We start from the raw sequence: 21,179 nt of genomic DNA, 5'->3' as shown, positions 1-21,179 counted from the left end.
CCGCGACGAGCGTCGCGACGGGCCCTCGTGCGGGTGGTCACTCGTTGAAGAGGCGGCCGTAGTCGGCCATGGCCAGGGCTATGTCCGCCTGGGCCCAGAAGCGGTGGTAGGTGAAGGCCGGCGCCGTGGAGCTCTGGCCGCTGGCGTACGCCCACACGCGCGCGTAGTCGGGGTCGCTCTTGTAGAAGGAACGGATGGACATGAAGGTCGAGCTGGAGTTGATCGGGTCGCCGTTCGGCATCGTGCCGCTCCAGCCGGCGGGGACGTAGACCGGGTCGGTGAGGCGCTTGTAGTCGGACCTGGTCTCCTGGACGGAGACGCCCTTGGCGTCGGTGTGCTTCCAGATGGCGTCGAGCAGGTCCTTGGCGGCCTGCTTGGCGGCGGCGTCACCGGACTTGGCGGCGTAGTACGTCAGGGTCTTGGCGTACGCGGCGGCCACGCCGACGTCGTCGGTGTAGTCCTGTACCGAGACGTGCAGACCGGCGTTGGCGGGCGGCATCCCGGTGGAGCCCGACCAGTTCGCGTCCGGCTGCCCCGTCCACTTGAGAGTGGAGGGGATCTTGATTCCGCCCGTGGACGGGTCGACCGTCGTCTGCGACAGCGCCCAGGAGACCCACTTGTCGAGGATCGCCTTGGCGGACGCGTCGCCGGTGACCTGGTAGTACTCGGCCACGCGCTCCATCGACCACGCCTGGAAGCCGAACCACTGGTTGCTCGGCGGGTCGTGGTAGACGGGCTGCCAGTCGTAGGCCATGCCGAAGAACTCGGTCAGGCCGGCCGGGGGCGTGCTGTAGCTGCCCTCCCAGCTGTTGGTGACGCCTCCGGCGATCGCGCCCTCGGCGGACTGCAGCCACCTGTAGAGCTGGAGTTGCCGGGTGAGGCTCTTGCCCCAGTCGGCCTTGGCCGTCGCGCCCTTGGGCGCGAGCGCGGCGTCGTTCACCAGGGCGTAGGCGGCCAGGGGGTTCTGGTAGCCGAAGTGCGAGGCGCCGTCGCCGATGCGCCACGCCCAGCCGGCGCTCGTGTCCGTCGCGCCGCCCCACGCGTAGTACCAGGACAGCAGGTAGTGCTCGCTGTCCTTGCCCGACCCGGCCGGGCAGGACGAGGGCGAATGGCAGTCGCCGATCTTCTTGAAGTACTTGTCGAAGAATGAGTAGCGCAGGTAGTCGCCCATCTTGCCCGCCTTGGCCACGGTGGCCGAGACGTCACCGGACCTGCCCTGGTCCTTGGCCCAGGCGTTCGCCCAGTACGCGGCCTGGATGGCGCGCGCGTCGGCGTCCGGCGCGTCGGTGAACTTCCACTGCTTGGCGTAGGCGGAGTCCTTGATGAACAGGTCGAGATAGCCGTTGGTGCCGCCGAAGGCGAACTTGTCGCACGTCGGCTGCGGGACGGTCTCGAACACCGACTCCTGCGCCCCGCGCTGGTAGGTGTTGATGTAGGAGGGGCCGTCAGCGCTCGGGCCCTGCTCGCAGCCGCCGCCGGGCGTGTTGCCGTACCCGTAGACGTTGTCCACGTCCTGCAGCCAGTGCATGCCGTAGATGTCGTCGGTGCCGTAGGCGGACTTCAGCTCGCCCGCGATCGGGTCCTGGCCGACCGGGACGCTGCCGTCGATCAGTGACGGGTAGTCGCTCACGGCGGCGTGCTCGGCGGCGTAGGTGGCGGGCTTGGAGGCGTTGTAGAAGGAGTTCGTCGGCTGGTCCGCGTGCGTCGGGATCATGTACTTCTCCATCAGCGCCCAGGAGGCGTTGAAGGGGGCCCAGTTCTGCGTGACCTTGCCGTACATGGCCTCCAGCCAGATGAGGTAGCTGTAGGCCTCCGACGTCGTCTCGTGCCCGTGGTCGGGGGCCTCGACCATGAACGTCTCCACCGAGTGGTACGGGATGCCCTCGGGGCTGAAGTAGCCGTTCGCCGGATCCTTGATCTTGTTGTACTGGTCGAGGAAGCGCTGGGTGTAGGTGTCGCCGGAGGTCGCCACCTCGGTCGCGTTGACCTTGGCCGCCGCATGGCCGGGCGCGGCGGAGGTGAACGTCGCCTGGCCCGTCCCGGAGGCGTCCGCGGTGATCGTCACGTTCTGGGCGGTGGACCAGTTCTGCGGCGTGAAGGTCAGCGTCCCGCCGCCCGTCACCGACAGGCCGGAGTTCCCCGCGGTCCGGGTCGTCGTCACGGTCACCGTCGCGGACGGGGCCTGCGACAGCTTGACCGCGTACGTGGCCTTGGCGCCCTGCGCGACGGTCAGCGCAGCGGGGCTCGCCACGACGCTCGCCGCCGCCGTCACCGTGACGCCCACCGGCGCGGACTCGGCCGTCGCGCCGGTGCTGTCGGTCACCTTCGCGTAGATCGAGTACGAGCCGCCCGCGGTGGGCGTCCAGCTCAGCCCGTACGGGGCGGTGGTGTCGGCGGCGCCGAGCGCCCCGTCCTGGTCGAAGAACTCCACCTTGGAGACGGTCGCGCCGGAGCCGGCCGCCGCGGTGGCGGCGATCGGCACCGCGGAGCCCACCGAGTACGTCGCGCCGGCGGACGGGCTCGTCAGCGCCACCGTCGGGGCGGACGAGCTCTGGTTGCACGGCGTGCCGTTGAGGCTGAACGCGGTGGGGTCGGTGTTCGTCCCGCTGTAGGTGAACTGCGCGCCGACGTTCACCGAGGCGCCCGAGACGAGCGTCCTGTTCCAGTTCTCGTTCTCGACGGTGACCTGCTGGCCCGACTGCGACCACTTCGCCGACCAGCCGCTCGCCAGCTTCTGGTTCCCCGAGTAGGAGTAGGTCAGCTTCCAGCCGTCCAGCGCGTCGCCCTGGTTGGTGATGTCGATGCTCGCGGTGAAACCGCTGCCCCAGTCGTTCTTCTTGTAGACGACCTTGCACGCCGCTGCGGCGGCGTGCGCCGGGGCCATGACGCCCAGGCCGCCGCAGAGCAGGGCCAGCGTCGCGCCCACGGCCGTGAACGCGCGCCATCGTTGATGTCTTCTCACCTGTGTTCCTTCCAGTCGCGCCCGGCGTCCGGGCGTGGCGGTCTCCACCACCGGCGGAGCACGGCGGTGGTGGTGATGGGGTGGGCGGGGGCCACGCCGGCCCCGGTCCGTCAGCCGGACTCCCGGATGATCAACTTGGTGCGCAGCACGACGCCGCGCTCGGTGTTCGGCCTGCCGCCGGTGCAGGCGCGCAGCTCGCGCGCCAGGCGGGCGCCGAGGTCCTCGGCCGGCTGCCGGACGGTCGTCAGCCGGGGGCGTACCTGCTGGGCCACCGGGGCGTCGTCGAACCCGACGACCGCGACGTCGTCGGGGACGCGGCGGCCCGCGCGGCGCAGCGCGCTCAGCGCGCCGACCGCCATCTGGTCGGACGCGGCGAGCACGGCGTCGACGTCCGGCCGGCGCTCCAGCAGGCGGCGCATCGCCCGCTCACCGGACAGCCGGCCGAAGTCGCCCTGGCAGACCAGCCCGTTGACGCCCATCCCGGCCTCGCGCGCCGCGAGCCGGTAGCCGGCGAGCCGGTCGACGGCGGCGCCCATGTCGGCGGGCCCGGCGATGGTGCCGATCCGGCGGCGGCCCGAGGCCAGCAGGTGCCGGACGGCGGCATGCGCGCCGCCCCGGTTGTCGACGTCGACGTAGGGCAGCGCCACCTCGTCGAGGGGGCGCCCGGCGAGCACCACGGGAGCGCCGGCGGCGGCCTGCACGAGCGGGGCGACCTGGTCGCGGCGGGCGCTGACGAGCAGCACGCCTTCGGCCCGCCCGCCGCGCAGGTAGCCGGTGGTCGCCCGCCACTCGTCCGCCCGGCCGGCCATGAGGACGACGAGCGGCGCCCGGCCGCCGAGCTCGCGGCGCAGGCCCCACAGCAGGCGTGCGAAGAAGGGGTCGCCGAGGACGCGGCAGCCGTCCTCGCAGACGACGGCGGCGATGGTGCCGGACGACTCCCGGTCGGGAGGGCCGCTGCGGCGCCGGACGTAGCCGAGCCGCTCGACCGCCGCCTCGACCTGGAGGCGGGCCGCCTTGCTGACGCGCGCGGACCCGTTCAGCACGCGGGACGCCGTGGCCGGCGACACGCCGGCCAGCTGCGCGACGTGGGCGAGGGTGGGCGGTCGGTCGGGGAGGGCGGGGTCGTGCGGGGGGTGGGTGACGGTCACGCTTGCGGCACTCCCTTCGGGGGTTCCCGGCCTTTCGAGGGGGTGGACCGGGTCGGGAGTAGTGGGAGCGCTCCCAAGAATCTGATCGGACGCGCATCGTGTCAAGGGTCGCGACGAAACCGAATTCCGGGTCGCCCGCACCCGCCGCTCACCGCGCGCGCAAGGCGCCGTGAAAGTTCGTGAAAGGAATGGAACAAGGCTTCCCTCCCGCGTCCAAGGCGTTCTACGTTCACCGCAGTCCAGGAGTGGGAGCGCTCCCAAGCCCAATCATCCGACGTGAAGGCGGAGATCCATGAGATCGCTTTCCCCGCGCACCGCCGCGGTGGCGGCGCTGACCGGCGCGATCTGCGCGGCGGGCTCGCTCGTCGCGGGCACCGGGACCGTGCTCGGCGCGCCGCCCGCCCGCGCCGCCGTCGCCTGCGAGGTCGGCTACACCACCAACGACTGGGGCACCGGCTTCACCGCCGCCGTCACGATCACCAACCGGGGACCGGCCGTGAACGGCTGGACGCTGACGTACTCCTACACCGGGAACCAGCGCCTCACGGGCGGGTGGAACGGCCGGTGGACGCAGTCGGGCACGACCGTCACGGTCGCCAACGAGAGCTGGAACGCGGCCCTCTCGACGGGCGCGTCCGCGCAGGCCGGAGCGCAGTTCGCCTACAGCGGCACGAACGCGGCGCCGACCGCTTTCGCGCTCAACGGGACGGCCTGCAACGGCGGCGGCGAGCCCACCACCGATCCCCCGACCACTCCCCCGCCCGGCGGACCCGCCCCCAGGCTGAAGGTCTCCGGCAACACGTTCGTGAACGCCGCCGGCGCCGCGGTGCGCCTTCGCGGGGTGAACCGCTCGGGCGGCGAGTTCGCCTGCGTCCAGGGCAACGGGATATGGGACGGCCCCATGGACGCCGCCTCCGTCGCCGCGATCAAGAACTGGAATGTCAACGCCGTCCGGGTGCCGCTCAACTCCGACTGCTGGCTGGGCTTGGACAACGTCGATCCCGCCTACCGCGGAACCGCCTACCAGAACGCCGTCAAGAATTACGTGGGGCTGCTCGAAGAGAACGGCATCACCCCCATCCTGGAACTGCACTGGAGCCGCGGATTGTGGACCGGCTACGACAGCCATTGCCAGACCGCGGCGGCGGAATGCCAGAAACCGATGCCGGACGCCCAGTACGCACCGGAATTCTGGAAGCAGCTCGCCGCCGCCTACAAGGGCGACACGGCGGTCGTTTTCGATCTGTTCAACGAGCCTTACCCGAACAACCTCCAGGTCATGGACTACGCCCAGTCGTGGAAGTGCTGGCGTGACGGCGGCTCGGCCTGCACGGGCCTGACCTACGAGGCGGCCGGGATGCAGGACCTCCTCGACGCCGTCCGCTCGACCGGCGCGCAGAACGTCGTCATGGTCGCGGGCAGCAGCTACTCCAACGACCTCGGCCAGTGGCTCGCCCAGAAGCCGTCCGACCCCACCGGGAACCTGGCGGCCGCGTGGCACTCCTACAACTTCAACTACTGCAAGGACGCGTCCTGCTGGGACCAGCAGATCGCGCCCGTCGCCGCGCAGGTCCCGCTCGTCGCCGGCGAGATCGGCGAGAACACCTGCGGCCACTCCTACGTCGACTCGCTCATGACCTGGCTGGACGCGCGCGGAGCGTCCTACCTCGGCTGGACGTGGAACACCTGGGACTGCTCCAGCGGCCCGTCGCTGATCAGCTCCTACGACGGCACCCCGACCGCCTACGGCGCCGGGCTGCGCGACCACCTGCGCTCCGCTCCCTGACCCCCGATGGAAGCCCACCCCAACCAGATGGAGGAATCCGGATGAAACATCCCTCCGCGCGCAGCGGCCGCGGCGCCCGGCGCCGCGGCGCGGCGGCCGCCTCGGCGGCCGTGCTGCTCGCCTCAGGCATGGTCGCGCTGGCCCAGGCCCAGGCCAGCGCGGCCGCCGGCTGCAAGGTCGACTACACAACCAACGACTGGGGCACGGGCTTCACCGCCTCCGTGACGGTCACCAACCTCGGCGACCCGATCAGCGGCGGCTGGACGCTGGAGTGGGACTTCGCCGGCGACCAGCAGGTGACCTCCGGCTGGAACGGGACGTTCACGCAGTCCGGCAAGCACGTCACCGTGAAGAACCCGAGCTGGGCCCAGACGCTGGCGACCAACGCGACGGCCAACCCCGGCTTCCAGGGCACCTACTCCGGCGCCAACCAGGCGCCGGCGCAGTTCAAGCTGAACGGGACCCTCTGCACCGGGTCGGCGGGACCGACCGACCCGCCCACCGACCCGCCGACCGATCCGCCCCCGGGCAACCGCGTCGACAACCCCTACGCCGGGGTCAAGGCGTACGTGAACCCCGAGTGGTCGGCCAAGGCGGCGGCCGAGCCCGGCGGCAGCGCGGTGTCCAACCAGTCGACCGGCGTGTGGCTGGACAGGATCGCCGCGATCCAGGGGACGAGCGGCTCCATGGGCCTGCGCGCCCATCTCGACGAGGCCCTCGAACAGGGCGCCGGTGTGATCCAGCTCGTCGTCTACGACCTGCCCGGGCGTGACTGCTCCGCGCTGGCGTCCAACGGCGAACTCGGGCCGGACGACCTCGACAAGTACAAGACGCAGTTCATCGATCCGATCGCCCAGATCCTCGGCGACGCCAAGTACGCCGACCTGCGCGTCGTCACGGTCGTGGAGATCGACTCGCTGCCGAACCTCATCACCAACGCCGGGGGCCGGCCGACCGCCACTCCGGACTGCGACACCATGAAGGCCAACGGCAACTACGAGAAGGGCGTCGCCTACGCGCTGCAGAAGCTAGGCGCCATCTCCAACGTCTACAACTACCTCGACGTCGGCCACCACGGCTGGATCGGCTGGGACGACAACTTCGCCCCGACCGCGCAGCTGCTCGCCACCGTCGCGCAGGCGTCCGGCTCGAAGGGCAACATCGCCGGGTTCATCACCAACACCGCCAACTACGGAGCCTTGCAGGAGCCGTACTTCACCATCAACGACGCCGTGAACGGCACGTCCGTCCGGCAGTCCAAGTGGGTCGACTGGAACCGGTACGTCGACGAGCTGTCCTACGCGCAGGCGTTCCGGCAGGAACTCGTCAAGGACGGGTTCGACTCGGGCATCGGCATGCTGGTCGACACGAGCCGCAACGGCTGGGGCGGCGCGAACCGGCCGACCGGCCCCGGCCCGAAGACCAGCGTGGACGCCTATGTGGACGGCAGCCGGACCGACCGGCGCATCCACCTCGGCAACTGGTGCAACCAGGCGGGAGCCGGTCTCGGCGAGCGGCCCAAGGCGTCCCCCGCCGCCGGCATCGACGCCTACGTGTGGATGAAGCCCCCGGGAGAGTCGGACGGCGCCAGCAAGGAGATCCCGAACGACGAGGGCAAGGGCTTCGACCGGATGTGCGACCCCACCTACACCGGCAACCCGCGTAACAACAACAACATGAGCGGCGCGCTGGCGGACGCCCCGCTGTCCGGGCACTGGTTCTCCGCCCAGTTCCAGGAGCTGCTCAAGAACGCCAACCCGCCCGTCCGGTAACCGGCCACCACGGAAACGGCCCCGTGACCCGCTCCGGTCACGGGGCCTCCCCATCCTGGAGGCGGTGCCCCGGAAAGGAAGCGGCCCGCGGCGTCCCCTGTCGGACGCCGCGGGCCACGTTCTGCTCGGGACTCAGGAGGTCATGCAGTGGGGTTCGAGTGCGGTCGGCGAGCCCGGCGCCTTCACCGTGAACCCGAACGTGGTCGACGCGCCGACGGCGAGGGCGCCGTTGTAGTTCGCGTTCTTGACCGAGACGTCCGGGCCGGACTGCGTATGGCTGCCGTTCCACAGACTGTCGACCGTCTCGCCGTTGGCGAAGGTGAAGTGGGCCATCCACCCGCCGAGCGGGAGCGTGCCGGTGTTGGTGACGGTGATCTCGCCCTGGTAACCGCCGTTCCAGCTGCCGACGGAGCGGTACCCGGCCTTGCAGACCTTGCCGGGGTCGCCGGGCGGGTCGGTGGGCGGGTCGGTCGGGCCGCCGCCGTCCTCGCCGACGCCGGTCACCTCCCCGTTACCGCCGTCGAAGACCACGTCGGAGCAGCCGTAGAACGTCTCGTTGCTGTCCGAGCGCTGCCACACGGTGTAGAGGAGGTGGCGGCCGCTCTTGCCGGAGGGCAGCCTGGCGTTCCAGTGGTAGTAGGCGTCCTCGTTGCCGGGCGAGCCGACGCTCGGCGGGTCGGTGACGCTGTAGAACGGCTGGTCCTCCAGGTCGTCCCAGCTGAGGGGCCTGGTCGGGCTCCAGCTGTCCTTCGTGATGTAGGTGCGGAACGTTCCGGGATGGGCCGCCCACTTGTTGTACCGGAACTCGATGTCGGCGCCGGAGGTCAGGTGCGTGACCGGCCAGTCGTCGCGGGCGAGGTCGTAGCCGCTGAAGTCGTAGACGACCGCGCCGCCGCTGCACGGCTTCCCGTCGGGGATGAAGCCGCGGGTGCGGCCGGCCCCGTCCGAGCGCAGGACGGCGAACCAGTTGTAGAGCGAGTTGGGGCCGCTCTGCGCGACCGCCGCCGCGCAGGCCGGGTTGTGCGGGACGATCTGCCCGGTCGGGCTCAAGCCGTCCTTCCAGCACAGGTAGGTGCGGCTGCCGGGCACCATCATCGCGCCGTGCGCCGACGCCGGCGCGGCCGTCAGCAGCGCTCCGGCGATCATCGCGGGTCCGAGCACCGCGCCCGCGGCCAGTGCCCTTCGTCTTCGCCTGCCCATGGTCCTCCTGTCACCGGGCCGAGGAGAGTGCCGTCCAGCGGACGCTAACTCGGCCCCGGGCGGCCCGTGAACGGGCCTTTCAGGCTTTCATCGGCCGCCGGGGACACGGGCACGGCCGCGGGCTCAGCCCTTCGTCGCGCCCGCGGTGAGACCTCCGATCAGCTGCCGCTCGGCCACCGCGTAGAAGGCGATGGCGGGCACCATCGCCAGCACGATGTAGGCGATGACGAGCGCGTAGTTCGTCGAGTACTGCCCCTGGAACTGCTGGATGCCGACGGGGATCGTCTGCCATTTCGGGTCGGCCAGCACCAGCAGCGGAAGGAAGAAGTTGTTCCAGCTCGTCACGATGGCCAGGACCGACACGGTGCCGAGGGCGGGCCTCGCCATCGGCAGCAGGATGCGCCAGAAGAACCCGAACCGGCTGCAGCCGTCCATGATGGCGGCCTCCTCCAGCTCCGCCGGGATCGTCCGGAAGAACGACCGCAGGATGATGATCGTGATGGGCAGCGCGAACGCGGCCTGCGGCAGGATGATGCCGAGCGGGTTGTCCAGCAGCCCGAACGAGCGCAGCAGGACGAACAGCGGCAGCACCGCCACGGCGGGCGGGAACATCAGGCCGGCCGCGAACAGCGTGAAGAAGAACTCCCGGCCCCGGAAGGCGTAGCGGGCGAACGCGAACGCCGCCAGCGCCGCCGCCGCGACGGCGAGCAGCGTGGTGGCGACCGCGATCATCACGCTGTTGCCGATCTGCCGCCAGAAGTCGCCGGACGACAGGATGCCGGTGTAGTTCGACACCTTCCACGGCCCAGGCAGCCCGGCCGGGTCCGTGGTGAGGTCGCCCGTCGTCTTGAACCCGGAGAGGACCGCGTACAGCAGCGGGACGACGATGAAGGAGCCGAGCACCCACACCAGGGTGTGCCGGGACGCGCTGCGCGCGAGGCCCGCCCTCATCGGCGGCCTCCCGCGGAGGTGACGGCGCCCTGCAGGTCGCGGCGCAGCGCGTAACGCTGGTAGAGCAGGGAGAAGACCATGCTGATGAGGAACATGGCCACGCTGATCGCGCTTGCGTAGCCCATCTGGTACCGCTTGAACCCGAACTGGAACATGGTGACGGCCATCGTCTCCGTGGAATTCGTCGGCCCGCCGGTCGTCGTGACCCACACGAGGTCGAACAGCTGGATCGAGCCGATGACGGACAGGAACATGCTGATCCGCAGCGTCGGCCCGAGCAGCGGCAGCGTGACGGCGCGGAACCGCCGCCACGGCCCGGCCCCGTCGATCGAGGCCGCCTCCAGCACCTCGGCGGGGATGCCCTGCAGCCCGGCGAGGTAGATCATCATGTGGAAGCCGAAGTACTTCCAGGTCATGACGGCGAACAGGGTGGGCAGCGCGGTGCCCGGGTCGGAGAACCAGGTGCCGGCGAGGCCGCCGACGAGCGGCAGGCCGCCGACGAGCGTGTCGGCGAGCCCGGTGCCCGGCAGGAAGATGATGCCGAAGAGCACACCGGCGATCACCTCGGACAGGATGTAGGGCGCGAAGAAGACCGCCCGGTAGACCGCGCGGCCGCGCATCCGCTGGTTCAGCAGGACGGCCGTGCCGAGCGCGATCGGCAACTGGACGGCGATCGACAGGACGACCAGGACCAGGCCGCGCCACAGGTCGCCGCGGAAGACGGGGTCGGCGGACAGCTTCCGGTAGTTGTCCAGGCCGGCGAAGTCCTCGGGCCGGCCGAAGCCGCCCCAGGTGAAGAAGCTCGTGTAGAACGCGACGAAGATCGGGATCAGCACGAAGAAGAGGAACAGCAGCAGCGCCGGGAGGAGGAACCAGGTGGCCGACATCCAGTCGCGCAGCCGCCGCCCCGCCGGCGCGCCGCGGGCCCGCCCGCGCGGGGCCCGCACGGCGGGCCGCGGCCGGTCGTCGGTCGTGGCGGACAGCGTCATTGGCTCTTGGCCGCCTTGGTCACCTGCCGCACGACCTCGTCCGGGGTCCCCTTGCCGCCGACGAGGGCCGCGACGCTGTCGTTGACCTGCTGCCCGACGGCGGGCGGGAAGGCCTGGTCCAGGTAGAGCTGGAACCCGCTGGAGCCGTCCAGCGCCTGCGCGACCTGCTTGCGGTTCGGGTCGCCGAGCGCGCTCTCGGCGCCCTTGACGACCGGCATGAAGGCGCCCGAGGAGACGAGCTTGCGCTCGTTCTCGGCGTTCATCAGGAACGCCAGGAAGTCCAGTGCCTCCTTGGGCGCGTCCTTGCTGAGCGAGTGGCCGTTGCCGCCGCCGAACACGTCGGTGACGGTGCCCAGGCCTCCGTCGACGGTCGGGAAGGGGAACCAGCCGAGGTCGTCGCCGATGCCCTTGCCTGAGGCGTCCTTCTCCACCGACGGCGCCCACTGCCCCATCAGCTCCATGCCCGCCTTCCCGGCGCCCATGGTGGCGGCCTGGCCTCCCGGCGCGTCGTAGCCGGCGTTCTGGAAGCCGCCCTGGAAGGGCTGGAGGTCGACCAGTTCCTTGAGGTGCTGCCCGGCCTGGACGAACGCCGGGGCGGTGAAGTCGGCGGACCTGGCGGCCTGCTCCATCGCGGCCATGCCGCCGACGCGCATCGCCAGGTAGGCCCAGTAGTAGTGGCCGGGCCACTTGTCCTTGCCGCCCAGCGCGATGGGGGTGACCCCGGCGCCCTTGAGTTTGCGGACGGCGTCCAGGAACTCCGCCCAGGTCTTCGGGGTGTCCTTGATCCCGGCCTTGGCGAAGTGCCGCTTGTTGTACCAGAAGCCCACCATGCCCATGTCGTAGGGGATGGCGTAGGTCTTGCCGTCGAACTGGTACGCCTTCTGCGATACCGGCGTGATGGTGCCGAGCAGGCTCGCACCGTCGGAGGTGAGGTCCTTCACCAGCCCCGCGTCGATCTGCTGCTTGAGCACCCCGCCGCCCCAGGTCACGAAGACGTCCGGGAGCTTCCCGGAGGCGACGAGCGCCGTCATCTTCGACTTGTAGGCCTCGTTCTCCAGGTTGGTGAGCTTGATTCTGACGTTCGGGTGCGCGGCCTCGTAGGCCTTGGCGATCTGCGGGTAGAGCGACTTGGACGGCTCGGTGGTCGCGATGTCCATCCACTCGACGGTCACCTTGCCTCCTCCCGATCCGGAGTCGCCGTCGCCGCAGGCGGCGAGCAGGGGCGCGGCGGCGGCCAGCACGGCGCCCGCGGAGACTGCGGTGAGGAGGGAACGGCGCGACAGCGGTGGGATGCCCATGATGGCCTCCTGGATCGGGGGGTGGGCTCGGCCGGGAGCGGCGGCACGGGACCGCTCGATCGAAACTTTTCGAAATTCTTCGGGCTTGCCGTTGCCGTTGGACTCTAAGAAAGGGCCCCCTCACGGTCAAGGCTTCGGCCGTGAGTGACCTAAATGGAACGCTTGAGAAGTCCAGGACCGGGACTAGGAGAGCGCGAAACATTGCGATACTGTTCGCAATCGTTTCCTCGGGGAGGAGAGAAGCGTGCCCGTGCGCACCACCGACGAGATGCCGGACCCGCCGTCCCGGCCGACCCTGGCACTGATCGCGTCCGAGGCGGGGGTGTCCCCCGCCACGGTCTCCAAGGTCCTCAACGGCCGCACCGACGTGGCCGCCGCGACCCGCGAGCGCGTGGAGGCGCTGCTGCGCACCCACAACTACCCCGGCCCCGGCGGGTCCCGGCGCGCCCGCAGATCCGGTCTGATCGACCTGGTCCTGGCCGGGCTGGACAGCCCGTGGGCGGTGGAGATCCTGCGCGGGGTGGAGGCCGAGTGCGCCGAGCACGGCACCGGCGTGGTCGTCTCGCTGGTGCGCGAGGACGACGCCCGCCCGCCGAGCTGGCAGAACCTGCCCGCGCTGCACCACAGCGACGGGGTCATCCTGGTGACCTCCCGGATGACGCGGCGCCAGCGCGAGCAGCTGGAGCGGGCCGGCGTCGGGCTCGTCCTGGTCGATCCGGTGAACCTGCCGGACGCCGAGATCGCCAGCGTCGGCGCCACCAACTGGGCGGGCGGGCTGGCCGCGACCGAGCACCTGATCGGGCTCGGCCACCGCCGCATCGCGATGATCGGCGGCCCCGCCGACATGCTCTGCACGCAGGCCCGCGTGGACGGCTACCGGACCGCCCTGGAGCGCGCCGGGATCGAGGTCGACCGGGACCTCGTCCGGTACGGCGACTTCCACCACCGGGGCGGGTACGCCCGGACCCGCGAGCTGCTGGCGCTGCCCGAGCCGCCCACCGCGGTCTTCGCGGGCAGCGACGAGCAGGCCATGGGCGCCTACCAGGCGGCCCGGCTGGCCGGGCTGCGCATCCCCGAGGACCTGAGCGTCGTCGGCTTCGACGACCTGCCGACCTGCGAGTGGCTGTCGCCGCCGCTGACGACCGTCCGGCAGCCGCTGGAGGAGATGGGCCGCGTCGCGGCCCGCACCCTGCTCCAGCTGCTGGACGGCCGGCCGCCGCTGACCCCCCGCGTGGAGCTGGCCACCGACCTTCGGGTGCGCGCCTCCACCGCACCGCCGCCCCCGACCTCGCCGTCCCGCACCTCGCCGTCCCCCACGGAGGAGCGATGACCGAAGCCGTCCCGGCCCCGAGCACGATCCGCGGGCCCTGGCAGGACCGCGGGCTTCCGGTCGCCGAGCGGGTCGCCGCCCTGCTGGCCCGGATGACGCCCGAGGAGAAGGCGGGGCAGCTCGCCGGCTTCTGGGCGATGCCGGCCGGGCCGGGCGAGCCCGTCGCGCCGATGGAGGACGACTCCCACGAGACCGCCCCGCGCCTGGAGGAGATCCTGGACCGCGGCCTCGGACAGCTCACCCGCGTGTTCGGCACCGTGCCGGTCGGGGCGGCCGAGGGCGCCGCCCGGCTCCGCGAGCTGCAGGGCCGCGTCGCCGCGGGCAACCGGTTCGGCGTCCCGGCGATCGCGCACGAGGAGTGCCTCAACGGCTTCATGACGTGGGGCGCCACCGTGTTCCCCAGCCCGCCCGCCTGGGGCGCGACCTTCGACCCCGAGCTGGTCGGCGAGATGGCCGCCGCGATCGGGGAGAGCATGCGGGCGGCGGGCGTCCACCAGGGCCTCGCGCCCGTGCTGGACGTCGTCCGCGACGCCCGCTGGGGCCGTACGGAGGAGTGCATCGGCGAGGACCCGTATCTCGTCGGGGTCCTCGGCACGGCCTACGTGAGGGCCTTGGAGCGGTCCGGCGTCGTCACCACGCTCAAGCACTTCGCCGGCTACTCCGCCTCCCGCGCCGGACGCAACATGGCGCCGACGCCGATCGGTCCGCGCGAGTTCGCCGACGTCGTCCTGGAGCCGTTCATGATGGCGCTGCGCGACGGCGGCGCCCGCTCGGTCATGCACTCCTACACCGACGTGGACGGGATGCCCGCCGCGGCCGACGAGCGCCTGCTGACCGGCCTGCTGCGCGAGGACCTCGGCTTCGCGGGCGTCGTCGTCGCCGACTACTTCGGCATCTCGTTCCTGGAGAGCCGGCACCGGGTGGCCGGGTCGCGCGGCGAGGCCGCCGCGCTGGCGCTGCGCGCGGGGATCGACATGGAGCTGCCGACCGTCCGCTGCTACGGCACGCCGCTGATCGAGCTGATCCGGCGGGGGGACGTGCCCGAGGAACTGCTCGACCGCGCCGCCGGCCGCGTCCTGGCGCTGAAGGCCGAACTGGGTCTGCTGGACGGTGCGCCCGCCGGGGCAGGCGGGGCGGACCTGGACTTCGACCCTCCGGAGCACAGGGCGCTGGCGCGGCGGCTGGCCGAGGAGTCGGTCGTCCTGCTGGCGAACGACGGCGTGCTGCCGCTGCGCTCCGGTGAGGGGGTGGTGCTGGCGGGGCCGCTGGCGGACGACCCGTTCGCGATGCTGGGCTGCTACACGTTCCCGAGCCACGTGGGCCGCCAGCACCCGGAAATGCCGCTCGGCGTGAACATCCCGACGCTGGCGGAAGCGCTGCGCGCCGAGCTGCCCGGCGTGCGGGTCGCGGCCTCGGCCGACGTGTTCGTCGCCGCGGACGACGACATCGAGGCCGCCGTCGCGGCGGCGCGCGAGGCCGAGGTGTGCGTGCTCGCCCTCGGCGACCGGGCGGGGCTCTTCGGCCGCGGCACGTCCGGCGAGGGCTGCGACGCCGAGACGCTCGCGCTGCCGGGGCGGCAGGCCGAGCTGGCCGCGGCCGTCCTGGACACCGGCACGCCCACGGTCATCGTCATGCTGACCGGGCGCCCGTACGCGATCGAGTCCCTCGCCGACCGGGCCGCCGCCGTCGTGCAGGCGTTCTTTCCCGGCGAGGAGGGCGGCGGGGCCGTCGCGGGGGTCCTGTCGGGCCGGGTCGAGCCGTCGGGGCGGATGCCGATCAGCGTGCCGCGCCGCGCGTCCGGCCCGCCGGTCACCTACCTGCGGTCGCTGATGGACGGCGGGCACGACTGGAGCGTGGTCGACCCCGTCCCGCTCTACCCGTTCGGCCACGGTCTGACCTGGACGTCGTTCGAGTACGAGGACCTGCGCGCGGACGAGCGGGCGGCGACCGACGGCACGGTGACGGTCAGCGCGGTCGTCCGCAACACAGGGGAACGCGCCGGAACGGAGGTGGCGCAGCTGTACCTGTCCGACCCGGTCGCCTCGGTGGTGCGGCCCGCGCGCTGGCTCGCCGGGTGGGCCAGGATCCGGCTGGAGCCGGGCGCGGCGGCGCGGGTCGGGTTCCGGGTGCACGCCGACCGGACCTCCTTCACCGGCCCGGACCTGCGCCGCATCGTCGAGCCCGGCGTCGTCGAGGTCTCCGTGGGACGGTCGAGCGCCGACCTGCCGCTGCACGGCGCGTTCACGCTCGACGGACCCGTCCGCGAACTCGGCCCCGACCGGGTCCTCTCCGTCCCGGTGGAGGTCACGCCGCTGTGACCGCGTTCGGCAATCCCGTTCTGCCCGGCTGCCACCCCGACCCGTCGGTCTGCCGCGTGGGCGGCGACTTCTACCTGGTGACCTCGACCTTCGAGTGGTTCCCCGGGCTGCCGGTCTTCCACAGCCGCGATCTCGTGCACTGGCGTCAGGTCGGGCACGCGCTGGACCGGGCCGGCCAACTGCCGCTGGACGGCGTCCCGGCGTCCGGCGGCCTGTACGCCCCGACGCTGCGCCACCACGACGGCACCTTCTACCTGGTCTGCACGCTGGTGGACGGGACGAGGTGGTCGGGGCACTTCGTGATGACCGCGTCCGATCCCGCCGGGCCGTGGTCGGACGCGCGCCGGCTGGACGGCGAGGGCATCGATCCGTCCCTGTTCTTCGACGACGACGGGCGCGCATGGTGCACCGGCACCCGGCCGACGGGACGCTACGAGGGCCACACCGAGATCTGGCTGCGCGAGTTCGACCCGTCCGCCCTCGCCCTGACCGGCGAGGAGCACGTGGTCTGGGACGGGGCGGTGAAGGGGGCGATCTGGTCCGAGGGCTCCCACCTGTACAAGGTCGATGGCCGGTACGTGCTGCTCACGGCCGAGGGCGGCACCGCCCACGACCACGCCGTGATGGTCGCCCGCGCCGACGCCGTCACGGGTCCCTACGAGGGGAACCCGCGCAATCCGGTGCTGACGCACCGCAACCTCGGGTCCGGGCATCCGATCGTCGGGGCCGGGCACGCCGACCTCGTGGACACCCCGGACGGCGAATGGTGGATGGTGCTGCTCGCGATGCGCCCGCACCACCTCGACCGGTGCGCCCTCGGCCGGGAGACGTTCCTGACCCCGGTCACCTGGGAGGACGGCTGGCCGGTGACCGGCGGGCGGGTCGAGCCGCGCCACCCCGTCCCGTCGCTGCCGCCGCACCCGTGGCCGGCCGCTCCGGCGTGCGACCACTTCGACGGACCCGAACTGGGCCCGGCCTGGAACATGCTGCGGACGCCGCGCGAACGCTGGTGGAGCCTGACGGAGCGCCCCGGTCACCTGCGGCTCCGCGTCCGTCCGGAGACCCTCGCCGACGTGGCCAACCCGTCGTTCCTCGGACGGCGCCAGCAGCACCAGGACTTCGCCGCGTTCACCTCGCTCGACTTCGCACCGGCCGATGAGGAGCGGGCCGGGCTCGCCCTCGTGCAGAACAACGACTTCCATGTCCTTCTCGTGTCCACCAGCCAAGGACTGCGCTTGGTCGGACGCGAGCAGGGGGCCGAGACCGTGCTCGCCGCGGGCCCCGCCGTCCCGGGGCCCGTCCGGCTGGCCTTCGAGGCGCACGGACGCTGGTACCAGGCGTACTACGGCTCGACGCCGGGGGAATGGGCGCCGCTCGGCCCCCCGGTGGACGGCGACCTCCTCAGCAGCCAGGTCGCGGGCGGTTTCACCGGCGCCTACATCGGCCTCTACGCCACGTCCAACGGCCGGGCGGGCGGCGGCCACGCCGACTTCGCCTGGTTCGAGTACCGCCCGCTCTAGAGGAGCAGCGCGGGGTCGGCGATCACGCGATCCACGACGAGGCCCGCGGCGCCGAGGACCGCGGCGCCCTCCGCCAGGCCGGAGACCTCGACCGGTGGCACGCCGCGCCGCAGCGAGCCCGGCCCCTCCGCGAGGACGCCCTCCAGCGGGGGCCGGATCCAGGCGGCCAGCGGGGAGAAGACCCCGCCGAGCACGATGGTGTCCGGGTCGATCAGGTTGACGGCCGAGGCCAGCGCGCCGCCGAGCGCGCGGCCCGCCCGGGCCACCGCGTCCAGCGCCGCCGCGTCACCGGCGCCCAGCCGCTCGACCAGCCTGCTCACCGAACCCTCCGGCCCGGCGGCCGGCCGCGTCACCGGCAGGCCCGCCGCGCGCAGCATCGCCTCCTGTCCGGCGATCTGCTCCAGGCAGCCGCGCCCGCCGCAGGAGCACGCGGGGCCGGACGGGTCGGCGACCAGATGCCCGAGCTCGCCCGCGAAGCCGTGCGCGCCGCGGAACACCCGCCCGTCCACGACGATGCCGGCGCCGATCCCGATCTCCCCCGAGACGTGCACGAAGTCGCCGAACCGGGCGCCGTCGCCGAACCACAGCTCGCCGAGGGCCGCGAGGTTGGCCTCGTTGTCGTACTCGGCGGGCAGCGCCGTCGCCAGGCCCGGGGCGCCGGTGACGGGGACGTCCGTCCAGCCGAGGTTCGGGGCGTGCCGCATCACCCCGTTCTCGCGGTCGAGCAGGCCGGGCAGGGCGACCGCGGCGCCGGCGACGGTCAGGCCCTGCCCGGCGACGGCGGCGACCGCCTCGCCCGCGAGCGCGGACAGCGCGGCGAGCACGGCGCCGGGCTCGCGGCCGCGGTTGTCGGAGCTGACGACGTGCCGGTAGCGGACCTGCTTGGCGAGGTCGAGGACGCAGGCGGCGAGGTAGTCGACGTTGACCTCCAGGCCGAGCCCGGCGGCGCCGTCGCCGTGGACGGAGACGCCCACCCCGGGGCGGCCGCGCTCCCCCTCGTGCACCGGTGCGCCGTCCCGCACCAGGCCCGCGCCCTCCAGCAGGGAGACGAGGTTGGACACCGTCGTCTTGGTGAAGCCGGTGAGCTCGGCCAGGCGCGCCCGGGTCACGGGCTGGTGGCGGGCCACGTGCTCCAGGACGACGGCGAGGTTCCGCTCGCGCATCGTCGCGTGCCGGACGGGGGCGTTCGCGGACTTCGTCATGGATGAACCCTAAATGAATCACGTGTATAGGCAGGGCAGAGGCCCTCTGCTAGGTTAATTAGTCCACGCTCTTTACGAAAGGCGGGACCCGATGCCCGAGAGCCTGGTCGCGGGCGTCGACTCCTCGACGCAGTCGACGAAGGTCGTGCTGTGCCGGGCCGCGGACGGCGCCGTGGTCGCGACGGCGTCCGCCCCGCATCCGGACGGCACCGAGTGCCACCCCGACCACTGGTGGAGCGCGCTGAGCCAGGTCCAGGACCTGCTCGAACGCGCCGACGCGGTGGCCGTCGCCGCCCAGCAGCACGGCATGGTCGCGCTCGACGGCGCGGGCGAGCCCGTCCGTCCCGCCCTGCTCTGGAACGACACGCGCTCGGCGCCGCAGGCCCGCGCCCTCGTCGAGGAACTCGGCGGCGCGAAGGCCTGGGCGGAGCGGACCGGCAGCGTGCCGCTGGCGTCGTTCACGGTGACCAAGCTGCGCTGGATGGCCGAGCACGAGCCTGACCTCGCGCGCCGCACCGAGCAGGTCATGCTCCCCCATGACTGGCTGACGCTGCGGCTCGGCGCGTCCGAGCCGGTGACCGACCGGGGCGACGCGTCCGGCACCGGCTACTGGTCCCCCGCGACCGGCGCGTACCTGCCGGACCTGCTGCGCGCGGCGCTGGGCCACGACGCCGGGACGCCCCGCGTCGCCGCCCCCGGCGAGCGCGTCGGCGAGACGGCCTGGGGCGCGGCGCTCGGCCCAGGCACCGGCGACAACATGGGCGCCGCGCTCGGACTCGGGCTGGAGCCCGGCGACGTCGTCGTGTCGATCGGCACGTCCGGCACGGCGTTCGCGGTCACCGGGGAGCCCGCGGCCGACGCCTCCGGGCTGGTGGCGGGTTTCGCCGACGCGACCGGCCGGTTCCTGCCCCTCGTCTGCACGCTGAACGCCGCGCGGATCCTGTCGGCCGCCGCCTCGATGACCGGGGCCTCACTGGAGGAGCTGTCCGCTCTGGCCCTCGCCGCCGAACCCGGCGCGGGCGGCCTGACGCTGCTCCCCTACCTCGACGGCGAGCGCACCCCCGACCGGCCGGACGCCAGCGGCGTGCTCGCGGGGCTCAGCACCTCCAACGCGACGCGGGAGAACCTCGCGCGGGCCGCCGTGGAGGCGCTGCTGTGCTCGCTCGCCGACGCCGTCGACCATCTCGCCGCGCAGGGAGTCCGGCCGCGCCGCGTCCTGCTGATCGGGGGCGGCGCCCGCGCCGAGGCCGTGCGGGCCCTCGCGCCGGCGATCTTCGGCACGCCGGTGACCGTCCCCGAGCCCGCCGAGTACGTCGCGCTCGGCGCCGCCCGCCAGGCGGCCTGGGCCCTGGCCGCAACGCCGGAACCACCCGCCTGGCCGGCGCCGCCCGCGACCGAGCACACCGCCGACCGCACCGATGCCGGGGTCCGCGCACGCTACGCGGCGCTGCGCGACACCGCCCCGGAGATCTGAGGAGGAACCCATGAGCGACTACACGCCCACGCCCGAGGACCGCTTCTCGTTCGGCGTCTGGACGGTCGGCTGGCAGGGCGTCGACGTGTTCGGCCCGGGCACCCGCCCGCCGATGCCCGCCGACCGCGCCGTCCGCGAACTGGCCGAGATCGGCGCCTACGGCGTGAACTTCCACGACAACGACGTGTTCGACTTCGACGCCACGCCCGCCGAGCGGCAGGGCGCGATCGACGCGTTCCGCAAGGCCCTGGACGAGACGGGCCTGGTCGTCACCACCGCCACCACGAACCTGTTCGGCCACCCGATCTTCAAGGACGGCGCGTTCACCGCCAACGACCGCGACGTCCGCCGGTACGCGCTGCGCAAGGTCATGGACAACCTGGACCTGGCCGCCGAGCTGGGCGCCCGCACCTATGTGTGCTGGGGCGGGCGGGAGGGCGCCGAGTCCGGGGCCGCCAAGGACGTCCGGGCCGCGCTGGACCGCTACAAGGAGGCGTTCGACGTCCTCGGCGCCTACGTCGCCGACCAGGGGTACGACCTGCGCTTCGCGATCGAGCCGAAGCCGAACGAGCCGCGCGGCGACATCCTGCTCCCCACGATCGGCCACGCGCTCGCGTTCATCCAGACCCTGGAGCGCCCCGACACCGTCGGCCTGAACCCCGAGGTCGGGCACGAGGAGATGGCCGGGCTGAACTACGCGCACGGCCTGGCGCAGGCGCTGTGGCAGGGCAAGCTGTTCCACATCGACCTCAACGGGCAGCACGGCCCCCGCTACGACCAGGACCTGCGGTTCGGCGCCGGCAACGCGCGCGGCGCCTTCTGGGTCGTCGACCTGATCGACCAGAGCGACTACGACGGCCCGGTCCACTTCGACTTCAAGCCGCCGCGCACCGAGGACGACCGGGGCGTGTGGGAGTCGGCGGCAGCGTGCATGCGCAACTGGCTGATCCTGCGCGAGAAGGCCCGCGCGTTCCGCGCCGACCCCGACGTCCGGGCCGCCCTGCACGAGGCCAAGCTGGAAGAGCTCGCCCAGCCCACTCTGGCCGACGGTGAGGACTGGCGCTCCGTCCGCGACGCCACCGCCGACGCCGACGCCCTCGGCGCCCGCCGCACCGCCTTCGAACACCTCGACCAGCTCGCCCTGGAGCACCTCTACGGCGTGCGGAGCTAGCAGTGTCGTCCCAGGGGGGCGACCCCCTGGAACCCCGTCACGGGCCGGGCGGCCTCCA

14 protein-coding genes are annotated in these 21,179 nt (G+C 72.6%); 7 read left to right on the top strand and 7 right to left on the bottom strand.

The features are described 5' to 3' along the window. Positions 1-37: 37 nt before the first annotated feature. Entirely contained in the window at positions 38-2,962 is a 2,925-nt protein-coding gene (locus AB0H37_RS39255) for a glycoside hydrolase family 48 protein (RefSeq protein WP_360617704.1), read from the bottom strand. Between the two features lie 110 nt (positions 2,963-3,072). Continuing rightward, positions 3,073-4,110, bottom strand: a complete 1,038-nt coding sequence (locus AB0H37_RS39250; protein WP_179834568.1) for a LacI family DNA-binding transcriptional regulator — start codon at positions 4,108-4,110, stop codon at positions 3,073-3,075. A gap of 292 nt (positions 4,111-4,402) precedes the next feature. Between AB0H37_RS39250 and AB0H37_RS39245 the strand changes: the two genes are divergently transcribed. Then, complete coding sequence (locus AB0H37_RS39245; RefSeq protein WP_360617703.1) at positions 4,403-5,896, top strand: cellulase family glycosylhydrolase; 1,494 nt, start codon at positions 4,403-4,405, stop codon at positions 5,894-5,896. Between the two features lie 41 nt (positions 5,897-5,937). Next, positions 5,938-7,668: a glycoside hydrolase family 6 protein gene (locus AB0H37_RS39240; protein ID WP_360617702.1), complete on the top strand. Its 1,731-nt coding sequence runs from the start codon at positions 5,938-5,940 to the stop codon at positions 7,666-7,668. Positions 7,669-7,800: 132 nt separating this feature from the next. Here AB0H37_RS39240 and AB0H37_RS39235 read toward each other — a convergent pair whose 3' ends face one another. From AB0H37_RS39235 to AB0H37_RS39220, 4 genes are all read right to left on the bottom strand, one after another. After that, positions 7,801-8,868, bottom strand: a complete 1,068-nt coding sequence (locus tag AB0H37_RS39235; protein ID WP_329091482.1) for a lytic polysaccharide monooxygenase — start codon at positions 8,866-8,868, stop codon at positions 7,801-7,803. Positions 8,869-8,991: 123 nt separating this feature from the next. After that, entirely contained in the window at positions 8,992-9,819 is an 828-nt protein-coding gene (locus tag AB0H37_RS39230) for a carbohydrate ABC transporter permease (RefSeq protein WP_179834565.1), read from the bottom strand. Beyond that, a complete protein-coding gene (locus AB0H37_RS39225) occupies positions 9,816-10,808 on the bottom strand; it encodes a sugar ABC transporter permease (protein WP_329091484.1) in 993 nt (330 codons plus the stop codon). Before AB0H37_RS39225 ends, AB0H37_RS39230 begins: the two co-directional genes overlap by 4 nt. After that, positions 10,805-12,106, bottom strand: coding sequence for an extracellular solute-binding protein (locus tag AB0H37_RS39220; RefSeq protein ID WP_360617700.1), 1,302 nt, complete (start codon positions 12,104-12,106; stop codon positions 10,805-10,807). The genes AB0H37_RS39225 and AB0H37_RS39220 overlap by 4 nt, the downstream gene beginning before the upstream one ends. 268 nt (positions 12,107-12,374) lie before the next feature. Between AB0H37_RS39220 and AB0H37_RS39215 the strand changes: the two genes are divergently transcribed. The 3 genes from AB0H37_RS39215 to AB0H37_RS39205 are packed head-to-tail and all read left to right on the top strand — an operon-like array spanning position 12,375 to position 17,274. Further along, entirely contained in the window at positions 12,375-13,436 is a 1,062-nt protein-coding gene (locus AB0H37_RS39215; protein ID WP_360617730.1) for a LacI family DNA-binding transcriptional regulator, read from the top strand. After that, on the top strand, positions 13,433-15,754 hold the full coding sequence (locus tag AB0H37_RS39210; RefSeq protein WP_360617699.1) for a glycoside hydrolase family 3 N-terminal domain-containing protein: 2,322 nt from the start codon (positions 13,433-13,435) through the stop codon (positions 15,752-15,754). Before AB0H37_RS39215 ends, AB0H37_RS39210 begins: the two co-directional genes overlap by 4 nt. Further along, complete coding sequence (locus AB0H37_RS39205) at positions 15,751-17,274, top strand: glycoside hydrolase family 43 protein (protein WP_329091490.1); 1,524 nt, start codon at positions 15,751-15,753, stop codon at positions 17,272-17,274. Before AB0H37_RS39210 ends, AB0H37_RS39205 begins: the two co-directional genes overlap by 4 nt. Here AB0H37_RS39205 and AB0H37_RS39200 read toward each other — a convergent pair. Continuing rightward, the gene (locus AB0H37_RS39200; RefSeq protein WP_360617698.1) at positions 17,271-18,476 is read right to left on the bottom strand and encodes an ROK family transcriptional regulator; all 1,206 of its coding nucleotides are present in this window, start codon (positions 18,474-18,476) and stop codon (positions 17,271-17,273) included. The two genes, AB0H37_RS39205 and AB0H37_RS39200, sit on opposite strands and share 4 nt — an antisense overlap. Before the next feature lie 91 nt (positions 18,477-18,567). On the opposite strand from AB0H37_RS39200, the gene xylB reads away from it, so the two are divergent. After that, positions 18,568-19,950 (top strand): xylulokinase, encoded by a 1,383-nt coding sequence (xylB, locus tag AB0H37_RS39195; RefSeq protein ID WP_360617697.1) that lies wholly within the window; start codon positions 18,568-18,570, stop codon positions 19,948-19,950. Between the two features lie 10 nt (positions 19,951-19,960). Then, a complete protein-coding gene (gene xylA, locus AB0H37_RS39190) occupies positions 19,961-21,121 on the top strand; it encodes a xylose isomerase (protein WP_329091494.1) in 1,161 nt (386 codons plus the stop codon). Positions 21,122-21,179 lie beyond the last annotated feature (58 nt).

The sequence above is a fragment of the Actinomadura sp. NPDC023710 genome (assembly GCF_040639875.1).
Lineage (GTDB): Bacteria > Actinomycetota > Actinomycetes > Streptosporangiales > Streptosporangiaceae > Spirillospora > Spirillospora citrea.
Note: the sequence above shows the minus strand (reverse complement) of the source record. Positions and strands in the feature narration are given on the sequence as shown.

Bases quoted from the DNA above. Each gene is read 5' to 3' on its own strand.
- AB0H37_RS39245 (WP_360617703.1), top strand. From the start codon at position 4,403: ATGAGATCGCTTTCCCCGCGCACCGCCGCGGTGGCGGCGCTGACCGGC.
- AB0H37_RS39240 (WP_360617702.1), top strand. From the start codon at position 5,938: ATGAAACATCCCTCCGCGCGCAGCGGCCGCGGCGCCCGGCGCCGCGGC.
- AB0H37_RS39235 (WP_329091482.1), bottom strand. From the start codon at position 8,868: ATGGGCAGGCGAAGACGAAGGGCACTGGCCGCGGGCGCGGTGCTCGGA.
- AB0H37_RS39230 (WP_179834565.1), bottom strand. From the start codon at position 9,819: ATGAGGGCGGGCCTCGCGCGCAGCGCGTCCCGGCACACCCTGGTGTGG.
- AB0H37_RS39225 (WP_329091484.1), bottom strand. From the start codon at position 10,808: ATGACGCTGTCCGCCACGACCGACGACCGGCCGCGGCCCGCCGTGCGG.
- AB0H37_RS39220 (WP_360617700.1), bottom strand. From the start codon at position 12,106: ATGGGCATCCCACCGCTGTCGCGCCGTTCCCTCCTCACCGCAGTCTCC.
- AB0H37_RS39215 (WP_360617730.1), top strand. From the start codon at position 12,375: ATGCCGGACCCGCCGTCCCGGCCGACCCTGGCACTGATCGCGTCCGAG.
- AB0H37_RS39210 (WP_360617699.1), top strand. From the start codon at position 13,433: ATGACCGAAGCCGTCCCGGCCCCGAGCACGATCCGCGGGCCCTGGCAG.
- AB0H37_RS39200 (WP_360617698.1), bottom strand. From the start codon at position 18,476: ATGACGAAGTCCGCGAACGCCCCCGTCCGGCACGCGACGATGCGCGAG.
- xylB (WP_360617697.1), top strand. From the start codon at position 18,568: ATGCCCGAGAGCCTGGTCGCGGGCGTCGACTCCTCGACGCAGTCGACG.
- xylA (WP_329091494.1), top strand. From the start codon at position 19,961: ATGAGCGACTACACGCCCACGCCCGAGGACCGCTTCTCGTTCGGCGTC.